21 protein-coding genes are annotated in these 21,495 nt (G+C 64.3%); 9 read left to right on the forward strand and 12 right to left on the reverse strand.

What is annotated here, in order from left to right; genetic code table 11:
• A partial coding sequence (locus AC52Q4_RS06560) for an alginate export family protein (RefSeq protein ID WP_495536001.1) occupies positions 1 to 740 on the reverse strand: 740 nt, incomplete at its 3' end.
• A 476-nt stretch (positions 741 to 1,216) separates the two neighbouring features.
• Entirely contained in the window at positions 1,217 to 1,435 is a 219-nt protein-coding gene (locus tag AC52Q4_RS06565; protein WP_495536002.1) for a dodecin family protein, read from the reverse strand.
• Between the two features lie 229 nt (positions 1,436 to 1,664).
• Between AC52Q4_RS06565 and AC52Q4_RS06570 the strand changes: the two genes are divergently transcribed.
• Positions 1,665 to 2,819, forward strand: coding sequence for a hypothetical protein (locus AC52Q4_RS06570; RefSeq protein WP_495536003.1), 1,155 nt, complete (start codon positions 1,665 to 1,667; stop codon positions 2,817 to 2,819).
• A 35-nt stretch (positions 2,820 to 2,854) separates the two neighbouring features.
• Here AC52Q4_RS06570 and ribA read toward each other — a convergent pair whose 3' ends face one another.
• From ribA to AC52Q4_RS06590, 4 genes are all read right to left on the reverse strand, one after another.
• Positions 2,855 to 3,478 (reverse strand): GTP cyclohydrolase II, encoded by a 624-nt coding sequence (gene ribA / locus AC52Q4_RS06575; RefSeq protein ID WP_495536004.1) that lies wholly within the window; start codon positions 3,476 to 3,478, stop codon positions 2,855 to 2,857.
• A gap of 129 nt (positions 3,479 to 3,607) precedes the next feature.
• Positions 3,608 to 4,897, reverse strand: coding sequence for a glycosyltransferase (locus tag AC52Q4_RS06580; protein WP_495536005.1), 1,290 nt, complete (start codon positions 4,895 to 4,897; stop codon positions 3,608 to 3,610).
• Positions 4,894 to 7,188, reverse strand: coding sequence for a glycoside hydrolase family 15 protein (locus tag AC52Q4_RS06585; RefSeq protein WP_495536006.1), 2,295 nt, complete (start codon positions 7,186 to 7,188; stop codon positions 4,894 to 4,896). The genes AC52Q4_RS06580 and AC52Q4_RS06585 overlap by 4 nt, the downstream gene beginning before the upstream one ends.
• Positions 7,189 to 7,269: 81 nt before the next feature.
• Positions 7,270 to 7,863: a nitroreductase family protein gene (locus tag AC52Q4_RS06590; RefSeq protein ID WP_495536007.1), complete on the reverse strand. Its 594-nt coding sequence runs from the start codon at positions 7,861 to 7,863 to the stop codon at positions 7,270 to 7,272.
• Between the two features lie 254 nt (positions 7,864 to 8,117).
• On the opposite strand from AC52Q4_RS06590, the gene AC52Q4_RS06595 reads away from it, so the two are divergent.
• Complete coding sequence (locus AC52Q4_RS06595) at positions 8,118 to 8,588, forward strand: hypothetical protein (protein WP_495536008.1); 471 nt, start codon at positions 8,118 to 8,120, stop codon at positions 8,586 to 8,588.
• 155 nt (positions 8,589 to 8,743) lie between these two features.
• Entirely contained in the window at positions 8,744 to 9,124 is a 381-nt protein-coding gene (folX, locus tag AC52Q4_RS06600; RefSeq protein WP_495536009.1) for a dihydroneopterin triphosphate 2'-epimerase, read from the forward strand.
• 4 nt (positions 9,125 to 9,128) lie between these two features.
• Here the strand turns inward: folX and AC52Q4_RS06605 are convergent, their stop codons facing one another.
• The 4 genes from AC52Q4_RS06605 to AC52Q4_RS06620 all read right to left on the reverse strand — a co-directional run bounded on the left by AC52Q4_RS06605 (position 9,129) and on the right by AC52Q4_RS06620 (position 12,244).
• Positions 9,129 to 9,587 (reverse strand): DUF5658 family protein, encoded by a 459-nt coding sequence (locus AC52Q4_RS06605; protein ID WP_495536010.1) that lies wholly within the window; start codon positions 9,585 to 9,587, stop codon positions 9,129 to 9,131.
• Between the two features lie 9 nt (positions 9,588 to 9,596).
• Positions 9,597 to 10,589 (reverse strand): electron transfer flavoprotein subunit alpha/FixB family protein, encoded by a 993-nt coding sequence (locus AC52Q4_RS06610; RefSeq protein WP_495536011.1) that lies wholly within the window; start codon positions 10,587 to 10,589, stop codon positions 9,597 to 9,599.
• A 1-nt stretch (position 10,590) separates the two neighbouring features.
• Positions 10,591 to 11,340, reverse strand: coding sequence for an electron transfer flavoprotein subunit beta/FixA family protein (locus AC52Q4_RS06615; RefSeq protein ID WP_495536012.1), 750 nt, complete (start codon positions 11,338 to 11,340; stop codon positions 10,591 to 10,593).
• Positions 11,341 to 11,473: 133 nt separating this feature from the next.
• A complete protein-coding gene (locus AC52Q4_RS06620) occupies positions 11,474 to 12,244 on the reverse strand; it encodes a 3-hydroxyacyl-CoA dehydrogenase (RefSeq protein WP_495536013.1) in 771 nt (256 codons plus the stop codon).
• A gap of 187 nt (positions 12,245 to 12,431) precedes the next feature.
• Between AC52Q4_RS06620 and AC52Q4_RS06625 the strand changes: the two genes are divergently transcribed.
• Both AC52Q4_RS06625 and AC52Q4_RS06630 read left to right on the forward strand, forming a co-directional pair.
• Positions 12,432 to 13,934 carry a CoA-acylating methylmalonate-semialdehyde dehydrogenase gene (locus AC52Q4_RS06625; protein WP_495536014.1) on the forward strand — a complete coding sequence of 501 codons (1,503 nt, stop codon included), beginning with the start codon at positions 12,432 to 12,434 and terminating at the stop codon, positions 13,932 to 13,934.
• A 118-nt stretch (positions 13,935 to 14,052) separates the two neighbouring features.
• Positions 14,053 to 15,213 (forward strand): acyl-CoA dehydrogenase family protein, encoded by a 1,161-nt coding sequence (locus AC52Q4_RS06630; protein WP_495536015.1) that lies wholly within the window; start codon positions 14,053 to 14,055, stop codon positions 15,211 to 15,213.
• Positions 15,214 to 15,270: 57 nt separating this feature from the next.
• On the opposite strand, the gene AC52Q4_RS06635 is transcribed toward AC52Q4_RS06630, so the two are convergent.
• Positions 15,271 to 15,807: an SRPBCC family protein gene (locus tag AC52Q4_RS06635; protein WP_495536016.1), complete on the reverse strand. Its 537-nt coding sequence runs from the start codon at positions 15,805 to 15,807 to the stop codon at positions 15,271 to 15,273.
• Positions 15,808 to 16,464: 657 nt separating this feature from the next.
• On the opposite strand from AC52Q4_RS06635, the gene AC52Q4_RS06640 reads away from it, so the two are divergent.
• Positions 16,465 to 17,586 carry an enoyl-CoA hydratase/isomerase family protein gene (locus tag AC52Q4_RS06640; protein WP_495536017.1) on the forward strand — a complete coding sequence of 374 codons (1,122 nt, stop codon included), beginning with the start codon at positions 16,465 to 16,467 and terminating at the stop codon, positions 17,584 to 17,586.
• Positions 17,587 to 17,614: 28 nt separating this feature from the next.
• Here AC52Q4_RS06640 and AC52Q4_RS06645 read toward each other — a convergent pair whose 3' ends face one another.
• Entirely contained in the window at positions 17,615 to 18,463 is an 849-nt protein-coding gene (locus AC52Q4_RS06645) for a universal stress protein (protein ID WP_495536018.1), read from the reverse strand.
• A gap of 283 nt (positions 18,464 to 18,746) precedes the next feature.
• Here AC52Q4_RS06645 and AC52Q4_RS06650 point away from each other — a divergent pair, with 283 nt between their 5' ends.
• The 3 genes from AC52Q4_RS06650 to AC52Q4_RS06660 form a co-directional block, all read left to right on the forward strand.
• Positions 18,747 to 19,163, forward strand: coding sequence for a MerR family transcriptional regulator (locus AC52Q4_RS06650; RefSeq protein WP_495536019.1), 417 nt, complete (start codon positions 18,747 to 18,749; stop codon positions 19,161 to 19,163).
• Positions 19,164 to 19,313: 150 nt separating this feature from the next.
• Positions 19,314 to 20,477, forward strand: a complete 1,164-nt coding sequence (locus tag AC52Q4_RS06655; RefSeq protein WP_495536020.1) for an isovaleryl-CoA dehydrogenase — start codon at positions 19,314 to 19,316, stop codon at positions 20,475 to 20,477.
• Positions 20,478 to 20,526: 49 nt separating this feature from the next.
• Positions 20,527 to 21,495 (forward strand): carboxyl transferase domain-containing protein (locus tag AC52Q4_RS06660; RefSeq protein ID WP_495536021.1); only part of this gene is annotated, 969 nt, incomplete at its 3' end.

Raw genomic sequence — 21,495 nt, forward strand, 5'->3', positions numbered from 1 at the left:
AGCAACGCATAGCCGATCAGGTGGGCCGGCACGGGCGTGTAGCGCCCGAGGTCCAGATCGAGGTTGATGATGTGGCTGTTCATTCCCCAGTCGGCGATGTTGCTGCGCTCGGTGAAAATCTGATTGACGTTGTAGATGTAGGCGTAGTTGAAGTCGACCCCGAAGCGGTCCGACTTGTAATGCACCCGCGCGCCATCGTACATCTGGAACTTCTGGCGCCAGACCACGTTACCGATCCAGCGATGGTTCTGGAAGGTGATCTGCTGGCGCCCGTAGCGGAACTCAAGCCCGTCCAAATAGTGATTCGGGTCCGCCCCGTAGCCGCCGGGCGGCACCTTATAGCTCATGTAGACCTGACTGGTCTCAGTGGTCTGCGGGTCGGCCACCACCGCTTTAGTGTCCTTGTCGTTGACCGTGCTGTTATAGGCCTCGCCGCCGAAGGCGGTGACGTCGACCAGCGAGCCGTAGAACCCGAAACCGTAGAAGCGCCCGGTCTCGTAGCCCAGCACGCTGCGCAGCGTGAACGCATTGGCGTCATCAACACGTTGGTTCGTACCCGAGATAAAGGCGTCATCATCCACATGCTCGAAACGCGAGCGCAGCGTGAGGTCGACCTTGCCCCCCACGGCGGCATCGAGCAATTCCTGCCCGATATTTCGGGCCTGCGCGGTGCCCGAGAGCAGCGCCGCCGCGCCGAGTGCCCCCAGCGCACCCGTGGTTAATGCTTTTAACTTTGCCATTCGTTATTCCCTCCTCTACGCCCGTCCCCAGCAACGGGCGCCGATGCAACTGCGTAAATCGATAAAATAGGCTTGCCCATTTGTCGCACAAGCACAACAGAAGCCTTCGCGAGCGTGGTAATCTCGCCCCAAACATTGACTTCTGTCGTGAACATACAACCAAAATATCAGCGATGCAACATGAAATAATATTTATATTTAACTGTATAACCTAGATATTTGATTTGTTGCCGTTATGCAACGAGACGTTGGACGTTCTGCCGGAGCTGGCATGGCGTCCACCGTGGCGGCGGCTCATCGCGCCGCCACGGGAACCTGAGGCGGGAGACGCAGGGCGTGTGGTCGGCGGTATCGACACCCCGGTTTGCGAAAAATCCGGGCATGCCACTGAAGATTCCGGCAGAAGCGGCGAGGTATGGAATCACGCGCGCGTTGGCCCGGCCTGCGCCGGACCGGGCCAACGGCATCGCTGATGCTCAGCCTCCGGGGGTGTACTTGAATGACAGGCTTACCTTCGCTCGGAAGGTCATCACACGGCCGTCCTCACTGACCGTCATGTCCAATTCCTTGACCTCCGCCACGCGCATATGCTTAATCGATTGGGCGGCGGTCTCGACGGCGTTACGCGCCGCTTCCTCCCAGGAGCTCTCGCTGGTCCCGATGACCTCGACCACTTTATAGGCGCTGCTCGACATAAGGTACGATCTCCTTTTCAGATTGGGTCTGCGGATCCATTCAGGCGCGGACGGGCAACGGCTTCGCTGCCGTGCACGCCTACGGTTAAGTGTAGTCAGCGTGATTTGGACCGGTCAGCGGTTGCAGCCCCTGACCGACGGGATGTCGACGACGGCTTGAAGAAAAACCGCCCCTAATTTTTACGAACCGAGTGCCGGAGCTGAGGCGATGGATCATCGAGCACGAGTCGTGAAAGGGATTGTTCGGTTCGCGCTGGTGCTGCTGGCGACGTTTTTGATCATGGTGCCCCCGAGCCTCGGCCGGCTGGCACTCGGCGAGGGCATCTCAAGCTACTGGGAGTTTCCCTTCGAAGCGCCCGCAATTGCCCACGCCGAGTTCTCCTGGCCGGTTTTCTGGGGCTATGCCTTGGCCCTCGCCCTCGTACTCGCACCGTTTCTCTACCGCCTCGCCAGCGGCGCCCCCTCCGGCTACCGGACGCAGGCCACGGGCGCCTTTCCCTGGTGGGGCTGGCTCGGCGCTCTCTTACTGCTCGTCGCCTGGGGCATTGCCTGGGGCGCGATTCCGACCGCGACGCCCATCCGCCGGCATTCCTTCACCGGACTGTGGCTCGGCTACGTGGTACTGATCAATGCCCTGACGCGTCAACGCGCCGGGCGCTGCCTGCTCACCGACGCGCCGTGGCGTTTGCTCCTGCTGTTTCCCGCCAGCACGGCGTTTTGGTGGCTGTTCGAGTATCTCAATCAGTTTATTGGCAACTGGCACTATCACGGGGCCAACGAGACCGCCCCCACCGCTCTCGTCGTCCTCTCGAAGAGCCTGCCGTTTTCAACGGTGCTCCCCGCCGTAGTCAGCACGCGCGACTTCCTCGCCACCTTTGCCCCGCTGACCCGGGGGCTCGATTGCTGGTGGCGACCGCCGCGAGCCCCGCGCTACGTCGGCGTGCTCACCCTGGCGGCGGCGGTGACCGCGCTGGCATTGATGGCGGTTTACCCGGACTGGTTCTATCCGGTCGCCTGGCTCGCGCCGCTGGTCGTCATCACTGCCCTGCAAGGGCTTGCCGGACAGCGTTCCTTGCTGACTCCGCTCGCCCGCGGCGACTGGGCGGCGCCGTGGCTCGCCGCACTCGCGGGACTGGCCTGCGGATTGCTCTGGGAACTGTGGAATTGGCAGAGTCTCGCCCGTTGGAGCTACAGCATTGCCTACGTGGATCGTTTGCATCTGTTCGCCATGCCGTTGCTCGGCTATAGCGGCTACCTCCCGTTCGGCCTGAGCTGCATTGCGGCGGCACGTTTGCTGACCGGCGTCGACGTGATCCCTTTTTCGGTCAACCCGACCGCGCTGCGTAGCGGCAAGCCGGCGGGCAAGGTCGAAAGCCAGTGGTGACCGGCACGGCCGCCTCTAAGCAATGACGTTGCGAATCACTCGAACAAGTGACCGAACTTGAGCGCCTTGGCGGCCAGGTAAGCATGATTGTGCGCATTACGGCCGGCAAGCAACGGCAGGCGTTCCACGATCTCGAGCCCGACACGCCTCAGGCCTTCCATCTTGCGCGGATTGTTGGTCATCAAACGCACCCGCGAGACACCGAGGCTGCGCAACATTGCGCCCGCCAGCGCGTACTCGCGCCCATCCGCGGCAAAACCGAGCGCCTCATTGGCCTCGGCGGTATCGATTCCCTGCTCGTCCTGCAATCGATAGGCCCGAATCTTGTTGAGCAATCCGATCCCGCGACCTTCCTGGCGCAGATACACGAGCACGCCCCGCCCGGCCTCACCGATGCGCTGCAGCGCCATTGCAAGCTGCGCGCCACAATCGCAACGGTGGCTGAATAACGCATCGCCGGTCAGACACTCGGAATGAACGCGCGTCAGCACAGGCGTGTCACCGGCCGGATCGCCCATGACCAAGGCGACGTGCTCACTGCCGGTAGCAACCTGCTCGAAACCATGAAGGGTGAACTCGCCCCAGGCCGAGGGCATCGACGCCTGGGCCACCGGACGGATCTCGCAAGGCCTCGGTCCGCTGTCGTGCTTGTTGATCATCCCTCCTCGTCAGCGGGGATTTTTTCCTGTATTGGTCGTCGATACGCCGGTAGTGTTTGCCGGATCACCCGACGTCGCCCCCTGGGAGCAGCCTTCGAGGAGAGCCACGGCGCGGTCGCCCCAAGCCACTCAGAGCGCATCCCGGCGACGCTGGTTGCGGCCCGAGGCCGCCGCGCCCGCCGCCTGTGCAACCCCCTTGAGCAGCTCCCACTCAGCCTTGATCCGACGGATATTGGCGTGCCAATGCTCATGGGCCTCAGCGCCGCGCTCCCCCTGCTTCGCGCGAAGCGTCCGATAGACCCGCAAGGCGGCCTCCACGGAGCGCTCCATGGCGTAGCGCCGAGCAGTATTCGCCACTGCCTCCGTCCAGGCCATGCGCTGTTGCCGATTCAGAGCCATGACGCCGCGCAGTGCACCAGCGAAGGCCGCTACATCGACCGTCGGCAACAAGTAGCCATTAAAACCGTCCACCACGACTTCCCGGGCACCAGGCGCGTCGACGGCAACGACTGGCAGCGCCGCGGCCATGGCTTCCGCTAGCACCATCCCTTGCGTTTCGCTGAGCGAGGCGAAGGCGAACACGTCCATGGCGTGGTAGGCATCGGCCAGCTCGGGCATCACCAAAGCCCCCGGCAGGTGCAGACGATCGGCCAGCCCGGCCGCCTCGAACACGCGCTGGATTTCACTCGCCGAGGGGCCGGCGCCGACGGCGAGAAAATGCACGTCGCGACGACCGCGCATCGCGCATGCCACGGCCTGAGCCAGGAAATGCAGGTTCTTCTCCGGCGCCAGGCGCCCTACATGCCCGATCACGAACGCCTCACGGGGAATACCGAGGCGTTGCCGCCAGGACGCGCCGTCGCCGCGGCTGAACTGCTCGAGCACCACGCCCGTCGGTATCACCTCCACCGGCACACGCACGCCGCGGCGCTTGAGCACCTCGGCGATGCTCTCGCTCGGCGCGAACACCCGATCGCAGAGATTCGCATAACTTGTGGAGAGGTGGACCACGAAGCGTTGCAAAGCGGGCGAATCACCCGGAACGTAATGCGTGTACTGCTCGTACATGGTGTGGTGGGTGAATACGATCGGGCAGCCGCGCAAAGAGGCGGCGCGCAACGCCGCCGTTCCGACGAGAAAGGGATGGTGACTGTGGACGATCTCCGGCTGGAATCGCTCGAGGGCGGAATCCAGATAGCCGGGAATCGGCAGCATCACCGAAAAATCACTACCATTGAAGTTCTGAATCGCCGGTATGCGAACGACGTCTTCTTCCTCCTCGGGTGTATCGGGGAAAGCCGGGGCGACGACCAGCACTCGGTGCCCCCGCTTGCGGTAAGCGCGCGTGAAAGCATCCACGGAGCGCGCAACACCGCCCACATGCGGTAGGTAGGTGTTGGTCATCATGACGATGTTCATGCAGTGCACCTCCGTCGCAGATACACTTCGGCATCCTCCGCCGCGGCGGTCACGACCTCCCCCCCAAGCGGCGCCACCACGATCGCCTGCGGGCGCACGCGCCACTGCGCCTCCCAGCGCACAGGAATTCTTTGCCCCTCCTGTGTAGGACCGATACTGACAGAGACGGTTCCAAACCGGGTGGGAGCCGGTCCGAACGCCAGCCGCTCGCCCGAGTCCAGCCAGCGCGGCGGCACCCCGCCCGCCAGGACGAGGCGTTCGCCTTCCTCGCGGACAAAGCCGTTGCGGATCATCATCACCCATTCCGCCGCCGCCCAGACATGCTGGCCATCGCCCATGCAGCCCCCCAGCGTGCGGGGATGGATCGCCTCGGGCCATTGACCGGTGCTACTGGCGAGCTCGGCCACGGTGTCGAGCAGCGATATACACCGCGCATCGCCCGCCCGCAACAGCACCTGCGCGATGTGCAACGTAAGATAGGCATTGATTCCGGAGTGCACCATGTCCTGGAAGAACCCGCCGTTTACCATGCACCGCTCCAGCAGCCATTCCACGGTGCCGAGCAAACGGCGGTCATCCGCCGCACAAGCTTGCAAAGGATAGCCCGCGGCGAGCGACCCCACGGCTCCAGGGTCGAGGCGACGGTAAGGCGAGGCCGGCATCGCCGGACGTCCGAGACGCTGCTCGTCGCGCTGCAGGCACCTTGCGATGACGCGCTCCAGTGCCTGCGCCTCTGTGGCAAAGCGAATGGCATCGTGCGAGCGCCCGGCCCCCTCACACAGCGTCACGGCGGCCTTGAGGCCGGCGACCGCCCAAAAATCGTCCCAGTAATAATAGTCGTTCGGACCCAAATGCTCCGCGCTGAATCCGGCGGGCAGCAGGCCGTCGTGCGGCTCGCCGCGACCCTCCGGCAAGCGCTTGCGGATAATCCATCGCGCGCCCTTGCGCATGCTGCGCAGCCAAGACTCCGGCAGCGTCCGCCCGGTCATCTCCTGATAGCGCAGCAAACTCCACAGCGCCTGCCCGTTGGAGTCCCATTCACCTTCCTGGCTGTGGAAATAGCCGGTTGCCGGATTTTGCCGTTGCGGGAAGCGCGCCAGCGCGCGCTCGGCACGTGCGGTCAGCCCCGCCGTGAGCAGCGCGTTGATTATGAACGCGGCGTCGCGGAACCAGAAGCGCTTGTAAGTATAGGGGCCGGGGTAGACGTCCTCCACCGTGTGCAGCACGAGCGTGCGCAGCGCCGCGTCATAGAGAAAACGATGCCGGGTCTCCGGTACTTCCAACCGTGCGCAGTCAGCGAGCGCATCCGACCAGGAAAGCGCGGCACCCGTTTGAACCCGCTCCGTCGCGAGGGGAACGCTGACATCGACGCTTCGCTGCGTGCCCGCCGGCAAGGCGAACAGCGCCGCCGCGCTCGCCAGACCCACGTCGCAATCCACGCTCGCCGAGTCCGCCTGCCCGGGCACACGGGTGGCGACATCGCCGTGTCGGTAATCCGATGCGCTATGGCGTTCGATGGGTTCGCTGAAATGAACGCTGGGCCGATCTTCGATAGACCATTCACTGCGCGATTCGGTTAGTGCCACTCGATGGATGAAACTGATGCCTTCGGGATTGTAAGGCCGCAGGGCGATGGCGAGGCGGCCGCCCTCCGGCGCATAGCCGGTGTAGCGCGCGTTCAGGGTCGGGATTCCATCGCGCAATTCCACGCGCAGCTCGGCGAGAAGATGCAGCCCCCCGCTGCGGCTGTCGGTGATAACCGTCAACTCCTTGTCCATTTGCATGCGTTGCTCGGACGTCCCCACGCGGCTCGGATACAGCGCCAAGCCGTCGCTCCCGAGCACCCAGGCGTCCAGCGACCAACCGTCGTGAAAAGGGGTCACCAGCCCTTTGGGATCGACGATGGGGAGATCGGGGCAGCTCGGCACCCCGAGAGCCGTCCAGTTACGGTGGGTGAGGTTGACGTGCGTGATGGAGAAAGCGCGGGGCAGAAACGAGGCATCGTGGGGATCGAACTGCCGCTCGATCCAATAGGGCCAGATCCAATCCAAATTATGCTGAATCACCCGCGCATTGATCAAACCGCGCGCGTGGAATACAACACCCGCGCGCAACAGCTCAACGGGCTCGTGAACTTCGGAGGGCTGAGCAAAGCGCTGCAGGCGCGCCAGCAGTGCGACCGGATCGAGAAAACCATGCGCGCGGGCCGCGCGACGCAGCAGAAATTTCCATGGCAACCAATTCCAGCGCACAAATCCTCCCGCTGCCGTGTGCGGCCATGTGCCCTCCATCGGGCGAGCCTCCACGGTGCTCGCATTGCTGCTACCGTAAAAGACGTGGAAAGGAGTCCGCATGATGCTATATCAGTATCTTTAGGGGAGCTCGACCAAGCTGTGGCCTACCGGGCGGCGGCGCGAGTGCGGCGACTCGGCCGGATAGCCGTACCAGAGCAACCCGACCAGCGTTTCCAGCTCGGGATCGATCCAGAGCAGGTCGTAGAACCGCCGCTCGCGCGTCACGGCTCCTGTGGTCCATTTCACGCCGATGCCTTCGCTCCAGAGATACAGTGCCAAGTTATGAATAGCGCAGGCACATGCCGCATAGTCCTCCCGCGCACGCAGCGCGTCCGTGCTCTGGTCGCAGGTCACCGCCAGCCAGCCGGGGATGGCGGCCCAACGCCGGCGTTTGGCCTCCCCGCTCTCAGGGCCGTTGGCGGCCGCGGCCAATTCCGCATTGAGCTCGACCACCGCCTGTTTGGTCTCCGGGCCCAGAAGGTAGAAATGCCAAGGCTCCGTCAAATGGTGATTCGGTGCCCAGCGGGCGAGTTCCAGGCCGCGGTGGACGATTCCCCGCGGCGGCGCCTCGGGCTGAAACTGATTGATGGAACGCCGAGTGGCAATCACTCGCGCCACCGTCTCGGCAGCGCTTGGCGCATCGTCAACACCAGAGACCTGCTCAACGCTCATGTAGCCTCCGTTACAAGAAGAGGACGGACATCGATGCAGCACCCGCGTCCACACGATCCCCGAGACGCGAAACCCATCATAACAAAGCCGACGCGGGGCACCGCCTGCCCGAAGGCCTCTTGCGTAAGGCGTAGCCGCTCTATGAACCTCATATCGCTGCTGCCGAAGCGCAAATCAACCGCTCGCCAGCGAGTGTCACTCCAGTCCCGGTCAGCTCATCGCATATCCCATTTCAGATAAGGAAGCACGAGCGCATGCACGGCAACGCCTATCACTATCTGCAGACGTTTACGATCGTGCCGGACGACTTGACCGATGGCCAATTCGCCCCTGCCGTCCTGGATCAGCTGCGTGGCTCGGCGCGACGGCGTTTCCTGGAGCAATTGGGCGCTCATACCGAGAGCCTTGCCAAGCAAGGGCTACAACTGAGGATCTGCGATCTCACGCGATCCACGTCGTTGAACTTGCGCCCGGGGGATGTGGTAGCCGTTACCCAGCTCCTGGAGCGGGTCGAGGACGATCTGTTGGTCCTGGAAAGTGTCTATTGCGTAAGCGATGGATGGACGCCGGTGTACCAGGAGCGGATTCGCATCCGCATAGAGGATCGGCGCGGCCAGTGCCAAATACCGGAAACGCTACAGAGCTCGGCGAGGAAATGGCTCGGTTTGATACGCGGGCTGACCCCCGGCGCCAGTGCCGCCAATCAAAGCACCGGTCAGAGCTGACAGGCACTGCGACTGGCGCTATGCTAGCCGGCCGGCGCCCGGCACCTCGGGGCCCCCTGCCTTCCGCCGGGCGGTGCCACCGGTCGATGCCTGCGGCTCCGGAGTTACCAGTCGCGCTGAGCACGAGGCGCAAGAGGGTTGAGGAAGCATTGGGTATGGCGCCGCGCGAGATCTCGTTTGATCACTCACAAATTCACATCAAGAATCTGCGGTTGCGCACCTACATCGGGCTGAATGAAGAGGAGCAGACCAAGTTACAGGATGTGGTCATCAGCATTCGCGTCGACTACGACGGCCGGGCGGCAGCGAGCTGCGACGCCGTCGAGCATGCCTTGAACTACCGGGCAATCACCAAGCAGGTCATCGCCTTGGTGGAGAACAATCGATTTCTGCTGCTGGAGAAACTGGTCTTTGACGTTTTGAACCGAGTGCTCGACTTCGACGGGGTGCAGCGCGCTACGGTCGAGGTGGACAAGCCTCATGCGCTGCGCTTTGCCGACTCGGTGTCGCTGACCATGGTGGGCTCGCGGCGCTGAGCGCTCAATAGACCCATCGCATCAGCCCCAACTCATAGAGCAGCAAAGTCAGGTAGGCGAACGCGAGGCAAGCAAGCAACTGATGTACTCGCAGCCGTCGATAGAGCAAAAATCGATGGTGCACCGTGAGCAATAGCAAACACAGCCCGGTCAGCACCACCTTGAGCAGCACGAATTGCCTTACGCCGAACAGCAGCGCCAAAGCCATGAGCGGGTTGACCTCGACAGCGCCCTTTTCGAGCAGAGACAAGGTCAGCAACGCGTCCATGACGCAGCCGGTCATCACGATAACCACGTTCGCGGCCACGCCGGGACCGTAAACGTCCGTGTACCAGCCGCCGGACTCATCCGCTCGTCGCGGGCCGAAGCGGCGACCACCGAGCCAGAAATGACGGCTGCCCCAGCTGCGGCGGTGGCGTCGATCGCTATCGCGTCGCTCGTTTTTTGGGGACGTTGTGATCATTATGTGACTTTAATAACAAAATACGCCGCCAGGCAAGCGATTAGCGGCCGCGCGGCAGTCCCCCAATACCCGTTCGAGCTCCGCCGCGAGCTCGGGCAGCGCCTGAAACAGGTCGGCCACCAGCGCGTAATCGGCCACTTCCATGATTGGCGCCGCCTCGTCCTTGTTGATCGCCACCACCACCTTCGCGTCCTTCATCCCCGCGAGGTGCTGAATGGCGCCGGAAATACCCACGGCGATATAGAGCTTGGGCGCGACGACCTTGCCTGTTTGCCCCACCTGATAGTCGTTGGGCACATAGCCGGCGTCCACCGCCGCACGCGAGGCTCCGATCGCCGCGCCCAGGCGGTCGGCGATCTCCTCGAGCAAGCGGAAGCCCTCCGCACTGCCCATGCCGCGCCCGCCGGAGACAACGATTTCGGCCGCCGTCAACTCCGGGCGCTCGGAGTGGGTCAACTCCTCGGCAAGCACCTCCGAGAGCCCGCTGTGCGGCTTGGCCTCGAGCCCCTCGATCGCGACCGCGCCGTCTGTCCTCGGCGCGGCATCGAATGCCGTGCTGCGAACGCTCACGATCTTGATCGCATCCGTCGACTGCACCGTGACCAAGGCGTTGCCGGCGTAGATCGGTCGCACGAAACAATCCGGTCCCTCGATATGGACAATGTCCGAGATCATCGCCACATCCAACTGAGCGGCCACCCGGGGCAAAAAGTTTTTGCCGAAGGTGCTCGCCGGCGCCAGAACGTGGGTATAGCCAGTGGCGAGATCCGCCACCAAGGCGGCGAGATCCTCGGCTGTGGGCCGCGCGTAGTGCGCGGCGTCGCAGTGACGCACCTTGCTCACCCCGTGCACCTGCCCCGCTTGCTCGGCCACATCACGACAATCGTGGCCGACGACGAGCACCTGCACGTCGTCGCCAAGGCGGGCGGCGGCGGTAAGGGTCGCCAATGTCGTATCGGATAGCCTCACGTTGTCGTGCTCGGCGACGACCAAAACACTCATCTCAGAGCACCCTCGCTTCGTTGTGCAGCTTATCCACCAGCTCGGCGACACTGGCCACTTTCACCCCGCCGCGCCGCGGCGGCGGCTCGCTCACCCGCAGCGTCCTGAGCCGCGGCACGACCTCGACACCCAGCTCCTCGACGCTCATGCTCTCCAACGGTTTTTTCTTTGCTTTCATGATGTTGGGCAGCTTGATGTAGCGTGGCTCATTGAGTCGCAGATCAGCGGTTACGACCGCCGGCAGCTTCAACCGCACGGTCTGGTTGCCGCCGTCGATCTCGCGGGTTACGGTCACCGAGTCCCCGGCGAGCGCCACCGCGCAAGCAAAGGTTCCCTGCCCCCAGCCCAGCAAGGCGGCCAGCATCTGACCTGTCTGGTTGCAATCGTCGTCGATCGCCTGCTTGCCCATGATCACCATTTGGGGGGCCTCCTGCGCCACCACGGCCTTGAGCACCTTGGCCACATCCAACGGCTGGAGCTCCGTTTCCGTAGTGATCAGCAGCGCGCGGTCCGCGCCCATCGCAAGCGCCGTGCGCAGGGTCTCGCGACACGCCGGCCCGCCGATGGAGACGGCAACGATCGACTCGACGTGCCCCGCTTCCTGCAGCCGGATCGCCTCCTCCACGGCGAGCTCGTCAAACGGGTTCATCGACATTTTCACATTGGCTGTCTCCACGCCGCTGCCGTCCGCCTTTACCCGTACCTTGACGTTGTAGTCGATCACGCGCTTGACCGGTACCAACACCTTCATGAGAACTCCCACTCCTCGTGTGGACTCCCGAATCGTCGACTCCGCTCGGCCTGCCGCGAGCGCCCTTGCACGGGCGCCGCCAACCGACAACCACGTCCGACTCCCATCGCGGGCCCATAGCGCAAAGCCGTGCCTAGCGTGCCGGCATGCGCAGGGCGCCGTCGAGACGAATGACTTCCCCGTTCAACATCGTGTTCTCGATAATATGTTCGGCGAGCGCCGCGAACTCATGCGGGTGCCCGAGCCGGGGTGGAAACGGGGTCTGTTGCCCGAGCGCCGTACTCACGGCCTCGGGCAAACCCGCCATCATGGGCGTTTCAAACACGCCAGGCGCGATCGTCACCACCCGAATACCGTGCGCGGCGAGCTCGCGCGCAAGCGGCAAGGTCATGCCCGCGATACCCGCTTTGGAAGCCGCATACGCGGCCTGACCGATTTGCCCATCGTAGGCCGCCACCGACGCGGTATTGATGATAACACCGCGCTCGCCCTCCGCCCCGGCGTGTCCTTGCGCCATGGCGCTTGCCGCGAGGCGGATTGCATTGAAGGTACCCACCAGATTGATTTCAACCGTCCTGGCAAAGAGGTCGAGGGGATGGGGCTCGCCGTCCCGTCCGACGACCTTGCATCCCACCACCGTACCCGCGCAGTTGACGAGTCCGTGCAGCCCGCCGAACGTCTGCACCGCGCGGGTTACAGCCTGCCGCATCGGCTCGGCCCGAGTCACGTCGACCGCGGCGGCGCGTGCGCGCTTACCGAGTTCCTCCGCCAATGACTGCGCCGCGCTCGCATTGATGTCCGCCACCACCAGCCGGCCGCCATGGGCCGCCAACCGCCGCGCGGTCGCCTCACCGAGCCCGGAAGCCCCGCCGGTGACCAGGAACACATTGCCGTCGACTTGCATCCGTCAGCGCCCCCCCCGTGCGAGTGGCATCCCCAGTGACCGCCGTCAACAGCGGCTTGGGCCGCATTGATTGACGTTAACGTAAACGTAATTAGACTAAGTATACGACCACCCGCGAAGTGACGCCGCCACGCGCTCCAGTCGCGAGCGCGCCACACGCCGGCAGCGGTCGCTCAGGGGTGAGATCATGCCAAAGAAGGTTCCCCTTTTCTTCGACGGTCAGTTCACGGACAGTGAGGCCGAGGAGTGGCTCGCGGTCACGGACCCGGCTACCAACAAGGTGATCGCCGAGTGCCCGGTGACACTGGAGGCGGAAATCGAACGGGCGATCGCCTCCGCCAAGGCCGCCCAACGGCAGTGGCGAGAAGTGGCCGTGCCCGAGCGGGCGCGCTATCTGATGCGCTACCAGGAGCTGCTCAAGGCGCATCGGGAGGCAATCGCCGAGACGCTCGCCGAGGAAACCGGCAAAACGCTTACCGACGCCAACGGCGAAGTGTGGCGCGGTATCGAGGTCGTTGAGCATGCCATGGGCCTGCCCACGCATCTGATGGGGGAGACGCTCGCGAACGTCGCCGCCAAGATGGACACCACCAGCTGGCGGCAACCGTTGGGGGTCTGCGCGGGTATCACACCCTTCAATTTCCCGGCGATGATCCCGCTTTGGATGTTTCCCCTGGCGATCGGCTGCGGCAACGCTTTCGTGCTCAAACCCTCAGAGCAAGACCCGCTCACACCGATGTGCCTGGCCGAGCTCTTTGGGCAGGCCGGATTTCCGCCGGGATTGCTGCAGATCATTCACGGCGATAAACGGCAGGTCGACATTTTGCTCGAGCACCCCGATATTCGCGCGGTTTCCTTCGTCGGCTCACCCGCTACCGGCCAGCACATCTATCGCACCGCCACGGCACACCTAAAGCGCGTGCAATGCATGGTCGGCGCCAAAAACCACATGGTGGTGATGCCCGACGCCGATAAGCAGCAGGTGATCGAACACTTGGTGGGCGCCGCCTGCGGTGCCGCCGGGCAGCGTTGCATGGCCATCTCGGTGGCCGTGCTGGTGGGCAGACAGACGCGGGCGTGGGTCGAGGAGTTGCGCTCGGCGATGGTTCGGATCCGGCCGGGCCCGGCATCGGATCCCAGCGCCGCCTACGGGCCACTGATCAGCCGCCGTGCCAAGGCGCGCGTTGTACAGATCGTAGGCGAGGCCGCACGAGAAGGCGCCAAGATACTCCTTGACGGGCGCAGCTACAGCGTCGAGGGCTTCCCGGACGGAAACTGGATCGGTCCCACGCTGATCGACGAGGTCACGCCCGCCATGGGGTGCTATCAAGAGGAGATTTTCGGACCCGTGCTCGCCGTGATGCATGTCGATACGCTCGACGAGGCGATCGCGCTGGTCAACAGCAACCCCTATGGCAACGGCACCTCTATTTTCACCGCTTCCGGGGCCGCTGCCCGCAAATACCGCCAAGAAATCGAGGTCGGCCAGATCGGGGTCAATCTTCCGATCCCGGTGCCCTTACCCTTCTTCTCCTTCACCGGCAGCAAGGGCTCTTTTTACGGAGACCTGCATGCCTATGGCAAGGATGCGGTGCGCTTCTACACCGAGACCAAGACGGTGATCGAGCGATGGTTCGAAACGGACATCGAAGCGGAGGACGGCCCCAACATGACCATCAGCCTACGCTGAGATAGCGCCCGGTGGCACCCAACCACCTCGTCCAGGATTACCCGCCGCCGGTTGCCGCCTCTTTCGCGGCGCGATTTCCGTATGTTGCCCGGAGCACCAGAATCGGAGGACTACCGGCATGGAGTTCGCACCCACCGAAGATCAGACCGCCTTCCAGAATGCCGCGCGGGATTTCGCGCGCCGCGAGCTGATGCCCAATGCGGCGCGCTGGGACGCGGAATGCCTCTTCCCGAGGGAGACCATCGCTCTCGCGGGCGAGCTGGGCTTCTGTGCCATCTACACGCCTGAAGCCATGGGCGGCCTGGGACTCTCGCGGCTGGACGCCACCTTCATATTCGAGGAGCTCGCCGCGGGATGCACGTCGACGGCCGCCTATATGACGATCCATAACATGGCGACCTGGATGATCGCCACCTGGGGCAGCGACGCGCTCAAGACGGACTGGGGAGCGGATCTCAGCGCTTCCCGCAAGCTCGCGAGCTACTGTCTCACCGAACCGGGCGCCGGCTCCGACGCCGCCTCGCTGCAGACCACCGCGCATCGCAGCGGGCAGCACTACCGCATCAACGGCAGCAAGGTCTTCAGCTCCGGAGCGGGCGCCACCGAGTTGCTGCTGGTCATGGCCCGCACCGGAGAAGCGGGGGCAAAAGGCGTCACCGCCTTTGCCGTGCCGGCCGACAGCGCCGGCGTGAGCTATGGACGCAAGGAGGCGAAGATGGGCTGGAACAGCCAGCCGACACGGTCCATTACATTCGAGGACGTCCGCGTTCCCCTCGACTACCGGCTGGGTGGCGAAGGTGAGGGCTTCAAGATCGCCATGCAGGGGCTGGACGGTGGCCGGGTCAATATTGCCACCTGCTCGGTGGGCACCGCGCAGACGGCTTTGGAGGCCGCCCGCGGCCATTTGCAGCAACGCCGTCAGTTTGGTCGTGCCCTCGCCGAGTTTCAGGCCCTGCAGTTCAAGTTCGCCGACATGGCCACGGAGCTGGTGGCCGCCCGGCAGCTGGTGCGCCTCGCGGCCTGGAAGCTGGATCGGCGCGATCCGGATGCCACCACGTACTGCGCCATGGCGAAGCGCCTCGCCACGGACATCGGCTTTCGCGTCTGCGATGACGCCCTGCAGCTCTATGGGGGCTACGGCTACATTCGCGAGTACCCCCTCGAGCGCCACGTGCGCGACACGCGCGTGCACCGGATTCTCGAGGGGACCAATGAGATCATGCGGGTGATCATCGCACGGCGTATGCTAATGGAGGGCGCCACCGAGGAAATCCGCTGAGCGCACGCATTGGCATTGTGCTCCCGCCGAGCCGGCTCGAAAGGAAAACGCGCGCGCTCAGCGCGAACCTGAGGCGCCCTCGAAGTGCTGCTGTATCCCTTGCAAGGCGGTGCTCATCTGGCCGCGCATGGTCTCGCTGTAGTACCAGGCAATGAGCCGGTCGTAGGGATTGAACCCGGTATCCCCCGATACGGTCCAGGTCAGGCGACTGCCGCCCGACGCGGCTTCGGCCTGGAAACGGCCGCGGCGCGCAGGGCCATCGTTGGTCTGCCGCCAATAGCTCAACTCATGGGGCTCGACCTGGAGCAAGTGCCACACGGTGGTTTTGGGCCCCATCTTCCATACCTGCTCGGCGTCGGCGCTGCCGGCATCCCCCCGATAGGAGAATTCCGAGCCGGGAAAACGCTGCGTGTTCCACACACTCCACTGCCGCCACGTTCGAAAATCGGCCAGGTAATCGATTAGCTCACGCGGCGAGGCGGCCACCGGCGCGCTGACCGCCACCTGCCACCTCGAGCCCATGGCGAAACCCGCCAGCCCGGCGCAAACGACGATCGCCAGCAACCCTAGTATGATCGCGTATTGCCCGCGCATCTCACGAACCTGCCGGACTCAGGGGGAACGCAAAGTCAGGGCGTAAAAACGCTCGAAGGGTCACCGGTTTTTCATTGAAAAGCGTCATTGCGCGCCTAAGCCCTTTATTGAAGTGTTTGTATTCGACGAGCACCCGTTGACGGGTACCTGGCTCAATCGAGCGCCGGCGCCACGTTGCCTACCTGTCACACATCGTAAGGCCATGCCGAATTTATCATAGATAGCACACCCCCGTTATGCCGCGCGCTAGCGCAAACAGAACATCGTAGCTGGGCGGTCAAATTCGTATGTTCTCGATTTTTCGGTGATACCCGTTTCGATGCAGCACTGCAACGCCGCCTTTTGTCGCCGGCTTCCCTGCGGCGGTTAAAGCGCTGCGCCGGCTCCTTCGGGTGATCCCGATCAGAACCCGCCCATCCACAGCGGTGATATCTGATACGGCATACGGCATGGACTTGCTTGGGCGAAAGACGGACGAACCGCAGCCTGGCGGTGATGCTCTCCCGCCCGTTCTGCAGGTATCATGCGCCGCACAGTGCTCGCGTATGGGCTGCGTCCGGATCGTTTGCCTCATTTCAGGTGGCCCGGGCAGGCCCGTGCGCGGCCGCATCGATTTGCGAACAAAACCGTGCCGGTGTCGCAAGAGCAGGAAGTGCCATGCGCGATCAGCCCGTCACCTTCGAGGAACGCCCCACCGCTAACGGCCGTAAGCTCGGTGTCGCCCGACTGAACGCCGAGCGTTCGCTCAACGCCCTCAGCCAGGCCATGATCGATCTGCTGCGCCCAAAGCTCACCGCTTGGGCACGGGACCCGGCACTCGCCTGCGTGGTGCTCGAGGGCAGCGGCGCGAAGGCCTTCTGCGCCGGCGGCGATGTGATCGGCCTGTATGAGTCCATGCGCGCCTGCCCCGGCGGTCCGAACCCGGTGGCGGAACGCTTCTTCGAGACCGAATACCGTCTTGACTACCAGATCCACACCTACCCCAAACCGGTACTCTGCTGGGGGCACGGCATCGTGATGGGGGGCGGGCTGGGTTTGATGGCAGGCGCGAGCCATCGTGTGGTCACCGAGGCCTCGCACATTGCCATGCCGGAAATCACGATCGGACTCTACCCCGACATCGGCGGCACTTGGTTTCTCAATCGCATGCCGGCTCGGGTCGGATTGTTCCTGGGGCTCACCGGAGCCGCAATGAACGCCGGCGACGCGCTCTACGTCGGTCTCGCCGATTTCTTCATCCGCGCCGAGCAACGCGGCGAGCTCGAAAGCGCCCTTTGCGCCGCGGACTGGAGCGAGGATACCGAGTGCAACCGCACCCGCCTCTCCGCGCTGTTGCGCCGCTTCGCCGAGGTGAGCCGCAGCGCGTGCCCGTCATCCAATGTGCTTGCGCACCGGCATGTGATCGATGAGATAACCGATCAGTACCACCTCGACACCCTCGTGGCGAAGCTGCAGCGCCATGAGGGCGATGACGGTTGGCTCGCGAGCGCCGCCAAAGCCGTGAGCGAGGGCTCGCCCACCTCGGCGCGGGTGATCTTCGAGCAGTATCGCCGGGGCCGCCTGCTCTCGCTGAAAGAGGCATTCATGCGGGAACTCGTCATGTCGGTGCACTTCACCCGTCAACATGACTTTGCCGAAGGCATTCGGGCACGGCTCATCGATCGCAGCGGCAACCCGCAATGGCAGCCCTCGACGCTCGCGGCGGTGAGCGAGGCAAGCGTCGAGGCCTACTTCCTTCCACCCCCGGAGCTTCGGCCGAATCCCTTGACGGATCTGTAAACGCTCTTCCGGGCGGCGGGGTATCCGTTTAATGTGCCATCAGCACCGGCAGCGTCATGTCCCGCAGGACACTGCGGCTGGCGCCGCCCAGGATGATCTCACGCATCCGGGAACGTCCGTAGGCGCCCATGACGATCAGATCGGCCCGGAACCCCGCGGCGCTCGTAAGCAGGGCCGCGCCAATCCGCGTATTGTCGAGCACCGCTTGCTCGGCCTGCGCCGAGACGCCGTGGCGTGTGAGGTGCGCGGCGATGTCAGCAGCGCCGAGATCGCTACTCCCTTGCGCGGCACCCTTGGGCGTCAAGGCCAGGATGCGCACTTCCTCCGCCGCTCGCAGCAGCGGTAACGCATCGTGCAGTGCGCGGGTCGCCTCCCGGCTGCCGTTCCATGCCGCCAACACCCGCCGGCCGATCGGGTAGGCGCCCCACGTGCGGGGCATGGCCAACACCGGCCGACCCGACATGAGGGCCACGAGCCCCGGGAAATCTCCCGCGAGCCCCATGTCAGTGTTTTCCGGGTCGATCTGACCGATCACGGCGATGTCGGCATAGCGCGCATGCATCGCCACCTCTTCGGCGACGGCGGCGGGGGTCAGTGGCTCCACGGCACGCCATTCGCTACTCACGCCGTCGCGTGCCGCACGCTCCTCGAAGGCCTGACGCAGCCGCTCGCCGCGCTCATGGGCGGCTTCCCGCTGACGACGGACGAGGTCCTGCGGGAAAAAATCGGAGGAGAACTCGGGCAGCAGCACGGCCGATGTCACGGCGAGCCCGATCACGTGCGCGTCGGTACGTTGCGCAAGCTCGATGGCGACGTCGAGGCGCTGCGCGTTCTGCGTGCTCTCATCGACAAATACCAGAATGTCCCGATAGCCCATGAATGATTCTCCCACTTTCCTGGCCGGGCGAATTGCCTTGACGCCACGGGCTCCTTGAACGCTCCGACCGACGGAGCACCGAGCCCTGCGATCCTTACGCAGGATTCCAAGCGCTAGCGAGCGTTTCAGCCGCGGTGGTGCCGGCCCGCGTTTTGAACCCCTCAATGCAACTTGAGCGTCGTTCACGATCGGCGGTCTGTCATTCTGTACATTAACGTTTACGTAAACGACAATTATCAATGTACAACCAAAGTCAAGGCACAACCAGAGCAACATCCATTCGGTGAACACCACCTACACCATCGGCGAGCTGGCCACGGAATTCGGCGTGACGGCTCGGGCGATACGCTTCTACGAGCACCAGGGTCTGCTGGCGCCGCGGCGCATCGGACAACGACGGCTTTATCGCCGCGGCGAGCGCGCGCGTCTGAAGCTGATCCTGCGCGGCAGGCGACTGGGCATGTCGCTCGCCGAAATCAAGGAGCTCTTCGAGCTCTATGAGCTTGTCCAGGGCGAGGAGCGCCGACTCGAGCGTTACCTCGCGCTGCTCGGCGAGAGACGTCAGATGCTGCTGCGTCGACGCCAGGACGTCGACGATGCGCTTGCCGAGCTGGAGGAATCCGAACGACGCTGCCGATCGCTCCTGGAGCGCAAGCAAGCGGCGCAGGACGCAAGGCGCACGGCGCCGCTCGATGCCTGAGCGGTGCCGGGTGGCCGGCCGAACGGGCTGCCATCCCCTAGGTCGACACCCGTGGCCCTGGTTTTCGAGGGGCTCGGGAAAGCGCCCGGGGCTCGCATCACGCACCGCGACTGACAGGCGAGAGGATCCGTCATCACAGGGAGATATCCCATGGATTTGCCCGGTCTGAACTTCGCGCTCGGAGAGGAGATCGATATCCTCCGTGAGTCCGTGCGGGAACTCGCGGTGAACGAGATCGCACCCCGTGCCGAGGCCATAGACCGCACCAATGAATTCCCGCGCGCGCTGTGGCCCAAAATGGGCGAGATCGGGCTGCTCGGCATCACCGTCGAGGAGGGCTACGGCGGCAGCGCCATGGGCTATCTCGCGCAAATCGTCGCCATGGAGGAGATCAGCCGCGCCTCGGCATCGGTCGGCCTGTCCTACGCGGCTCACTCCAATCTCTGCGTCAATCAAATCCGCCGGCACGGCACGCCGGACCAAAAACGCGCGCACCTGCCCAGGCTGCTCAGCGGCGAGCACGTCGGCGCGCTTGCCATGAGCGAACCGGGCGCCGGTTCGGATGTCGTCGCCATGCGACTGCGCGCCGAGAAGCAGGGGGACCGCTACCGCCTCAACGGCACGAAGATGTGGACCACCAACGGACCGCAAGCCGATACCTTGGTGGTGTATGCCAAGACCGACTCCGAGGCGAACGCCAAGGGCATCACGGCCTTCATCGTGGAGCGGGGTTTCAAAGGCTTCGCCACGGCGCAGAAACTCGACAAGCTCGGCATGCGTGGCTCCGATACCTGCGAGCTGGTATTCGATGATTGCGAGGTGCCGGCGCAAAATGTGCTCGGCGAGGAGAACGCGGGCGTTGGGGTACTGATGAGCGGGCTCGACTACGAGCGGGCCGTTCTGGCCGCCGGCCCCTTGGGGATCATGCAGGCGTGCCTGGACGTGGCTCTGCCCTATACCCACGAGCGGCAGCAGTTCGGCCAGCCCATCGGCGAGTTCCAGCTCATCCAGGCCAAGCTCGCTGACATGTACACCCATCTGCACGCCTGCAAAGCTTATGTCTATGCCGTGGGGGCGGCCTGCGATCGCGGTGATGTCACGCGCAAGGACGCGGCCGGGTCGATCCTCTATGCCGCGGAGCGCGCCACGCAGATGGCGCTGGAGGCCATTCAGGTGCTGGGCGGCAACGGATACATCAACGAGTATCCCGTGGGACGCCTGCTGCGCGATGCCAAACTCTACGAAATCGGCGCCGGAACATCCGAGATCCGGCGCGTACTGATCGGCCGCGAGCTCTTTCAGGAGTCCGCGTAGCAGTTGACGGCCGCGGCTCGCCGGCAAGGGGTACCGGAGCACAAAGGGCATGGGCGTCATTCACAGCAAAATCCATACGGGCTCCGCGCAGTTTCGCCGCAACCGCGCCGCAATGACCGCACTGACCGAGGATTTGCGCGCCCAAGTCCAACAAGTCAAGCACGGGGGCAGTGACACGGCCCGCCGCCGCCATCTCGACCGCGGCAAGCTGCTGCCGCGCGACCGCATCCGGGTGCTGCTGGATCCGGGGTCGCCGTTCCTGGAGCTCTCGCAGCTTGCGGCTCACGGCGTCTACAGCGAGGCCATTCCCGCCGCCGGTATCATCACCGGTATCGGCCGGATCGCCGGCCGCGAATGCATGGTGGTCGCCAACGACGCCACCGTTAAGGGCGGCACGTATTACCCGCTGACCGTCAAAAAGCACCTTCGCGCCCAGGAGATCGCCGCCCAGAACCGCCTGCCCTGCATTTACCTCGTGGACTCCGGCGGGGCTCATCTGCCCAGTCAGGACGAGGTATTTCCGGATCGCGAGCACTTCGGACGCATTTTCTACAATCAGGCCAACCTATCGGCCGCGGGGATCCCGCAGATTGCCGTGGTCATGGGCTCGTGCACGTCCGGCGGCGCTTATGTGCCGGCAATGGCCGATGAGAGCGTCATCGTGCGCAATCAAGGCACGATATTCCTCGGCGGCCCACCCCTGGTGCGAGCCGCTACCGGCGAGGAGGTCAGTGCCGAGGAGCTCGGCGGCGCGGAGGTGCATGCGCGGACCTCCGGCGTCGCGGATCACTACGCGCTCAACGATGCCCATGCGCTCGGGATCACGCGACGCATCGTCCGCCATCTTAACGCTCGCAAGCGCTGCGAGCTGACGGTGCGCGAGCCGCAGCCACCCCGCTACGATCCCGGCGAGCTGCACGGCGTCGTCTCCGCCGATCCCAAGCAGCCTTACGACGTGCGCGAGGTCATCGCACGCATTACCGACGCCAGCGAGCTCGACGAGTTCAAGGCACTCTAT

The sequence above is a fragment of the Nitrococcus sp. genome, assembly GCF_059432795.1.

Coding starts and splice junctions, on each gene's coding strand:
- AC52Q4_RS06610 (WP_495536011.1), bottom strand. CDS start 10,589: ATGAGTGTTTTGGTCGTCGCCGAGCACGACAACGTGAGGCTATCCGAT.
- AC52Q4_RS06615 (WP_495536012.1), bottom strand. CDS start 11,340: ATGAAGGTGTTGGTACCGGTCAAGCGCGTGATCGACTACAACGTCAAG.
- AC52Q4_RS06595 (WP_495536008.1), top strand. CDS start 8,118: ATGCACGGCAACGCCTATCACTATCTGCAGACGTTTACGATCGTGCCG.
- AC52Q4_RS06620 (WP_495536013.1), bottom strand. CDS start 12,244: ATGCAAGTCGACGGCAATGTGTTCCTGGTCACCGGCGGGGCTTCCGGG.
- AC52Q4_RS06625 (WP_495536014.1), top strand. CDS start 12,432: ATGCCAAAGAAGGTTCCCCTTTTCTTCGACGGTCAGTTCACGGACAGT.
- ribA (WP_495536004.1), bottom strand. CDS start 3,478: ATGATCAACAAGCACGACAGCGGACCGAGGCCTTGCGAGATCCGTCCG.
- AC52Q4_RS06635 (WP_495536016.1), bottom strand. CDS start 15,807: ATGCGCGGGCAATACGCGATCATACTAGGGTTGCTGGCGATCGTCGTT.
- AC52Q4_RS06565 (WP_495536002.1), bottom strand. CDS start 1,435: ATGTCGAGCAGCGCCTATAAAGTGGTCGAGGTCATCGGGACCAGCGAG.
- AC52Q4_RS06640 (WP_495536017.1), top strand. CDS start 16,465: ATGCGCGATCAGCCCGTCACCTTCGAGGAACGCCCCACCGCTAACGGC.
- AC52Q4_RS06630 (WP_495536015.1), top strand. CDS start 14,053: ATGGAGTTCGCACCCACCGAAGATCAGACCGCCTTCCAGAATGCCGCG.
- AC52Q4_RS06645 (WP_495536018.1), bottom strand. CDS start 18,463: ATGGGCTATCGGGACATTCTGGTATTTGTCGATGAGAGCACGCAGAAC.
- AC52Q4_RS06655 (WP_495536020.1), top strand. CDS start 19,314: ATGGATTTGCCCGGTCTGAACTTCGCGCTCGGAGAGGAGATCGATATC.
- AC52Q4_RS06590 (WP_495536007.1), bottom strand. CDS start 7,863: ATGAGCGTTGAGCAGGTCTCTGGTGTTGACGATGCGCCAAGCGCTGCC.
- AC52Q4_RS06580 (WP_495536005.1), bottom strand. CDS start 4,897: ATGAACATCGTCATGATGACCAACACCTACCTACCGCATGTGGGCGGT.
- folX (WP_495536009.1), top strand. CDS start 8,744: ATGGCGCCGCGCGAGATCTCGTTTGATCACTCACAAATTCACATCAAG.
- AC52Q4_RS06585 (WP_495536006.1), bottom strand. CDS start 7,188: ATGGAGGGCACATGGCCGCACACGGCAGCGGGAGGATTTGTGCGCTGG.
- AC52Q4_RS06605 (WP_495536010.1), bottom strand. CDS start 9,587: ATGATCACAACGTCCCCAAAAAACGAGCGACGCGATAGCGATCGACGC.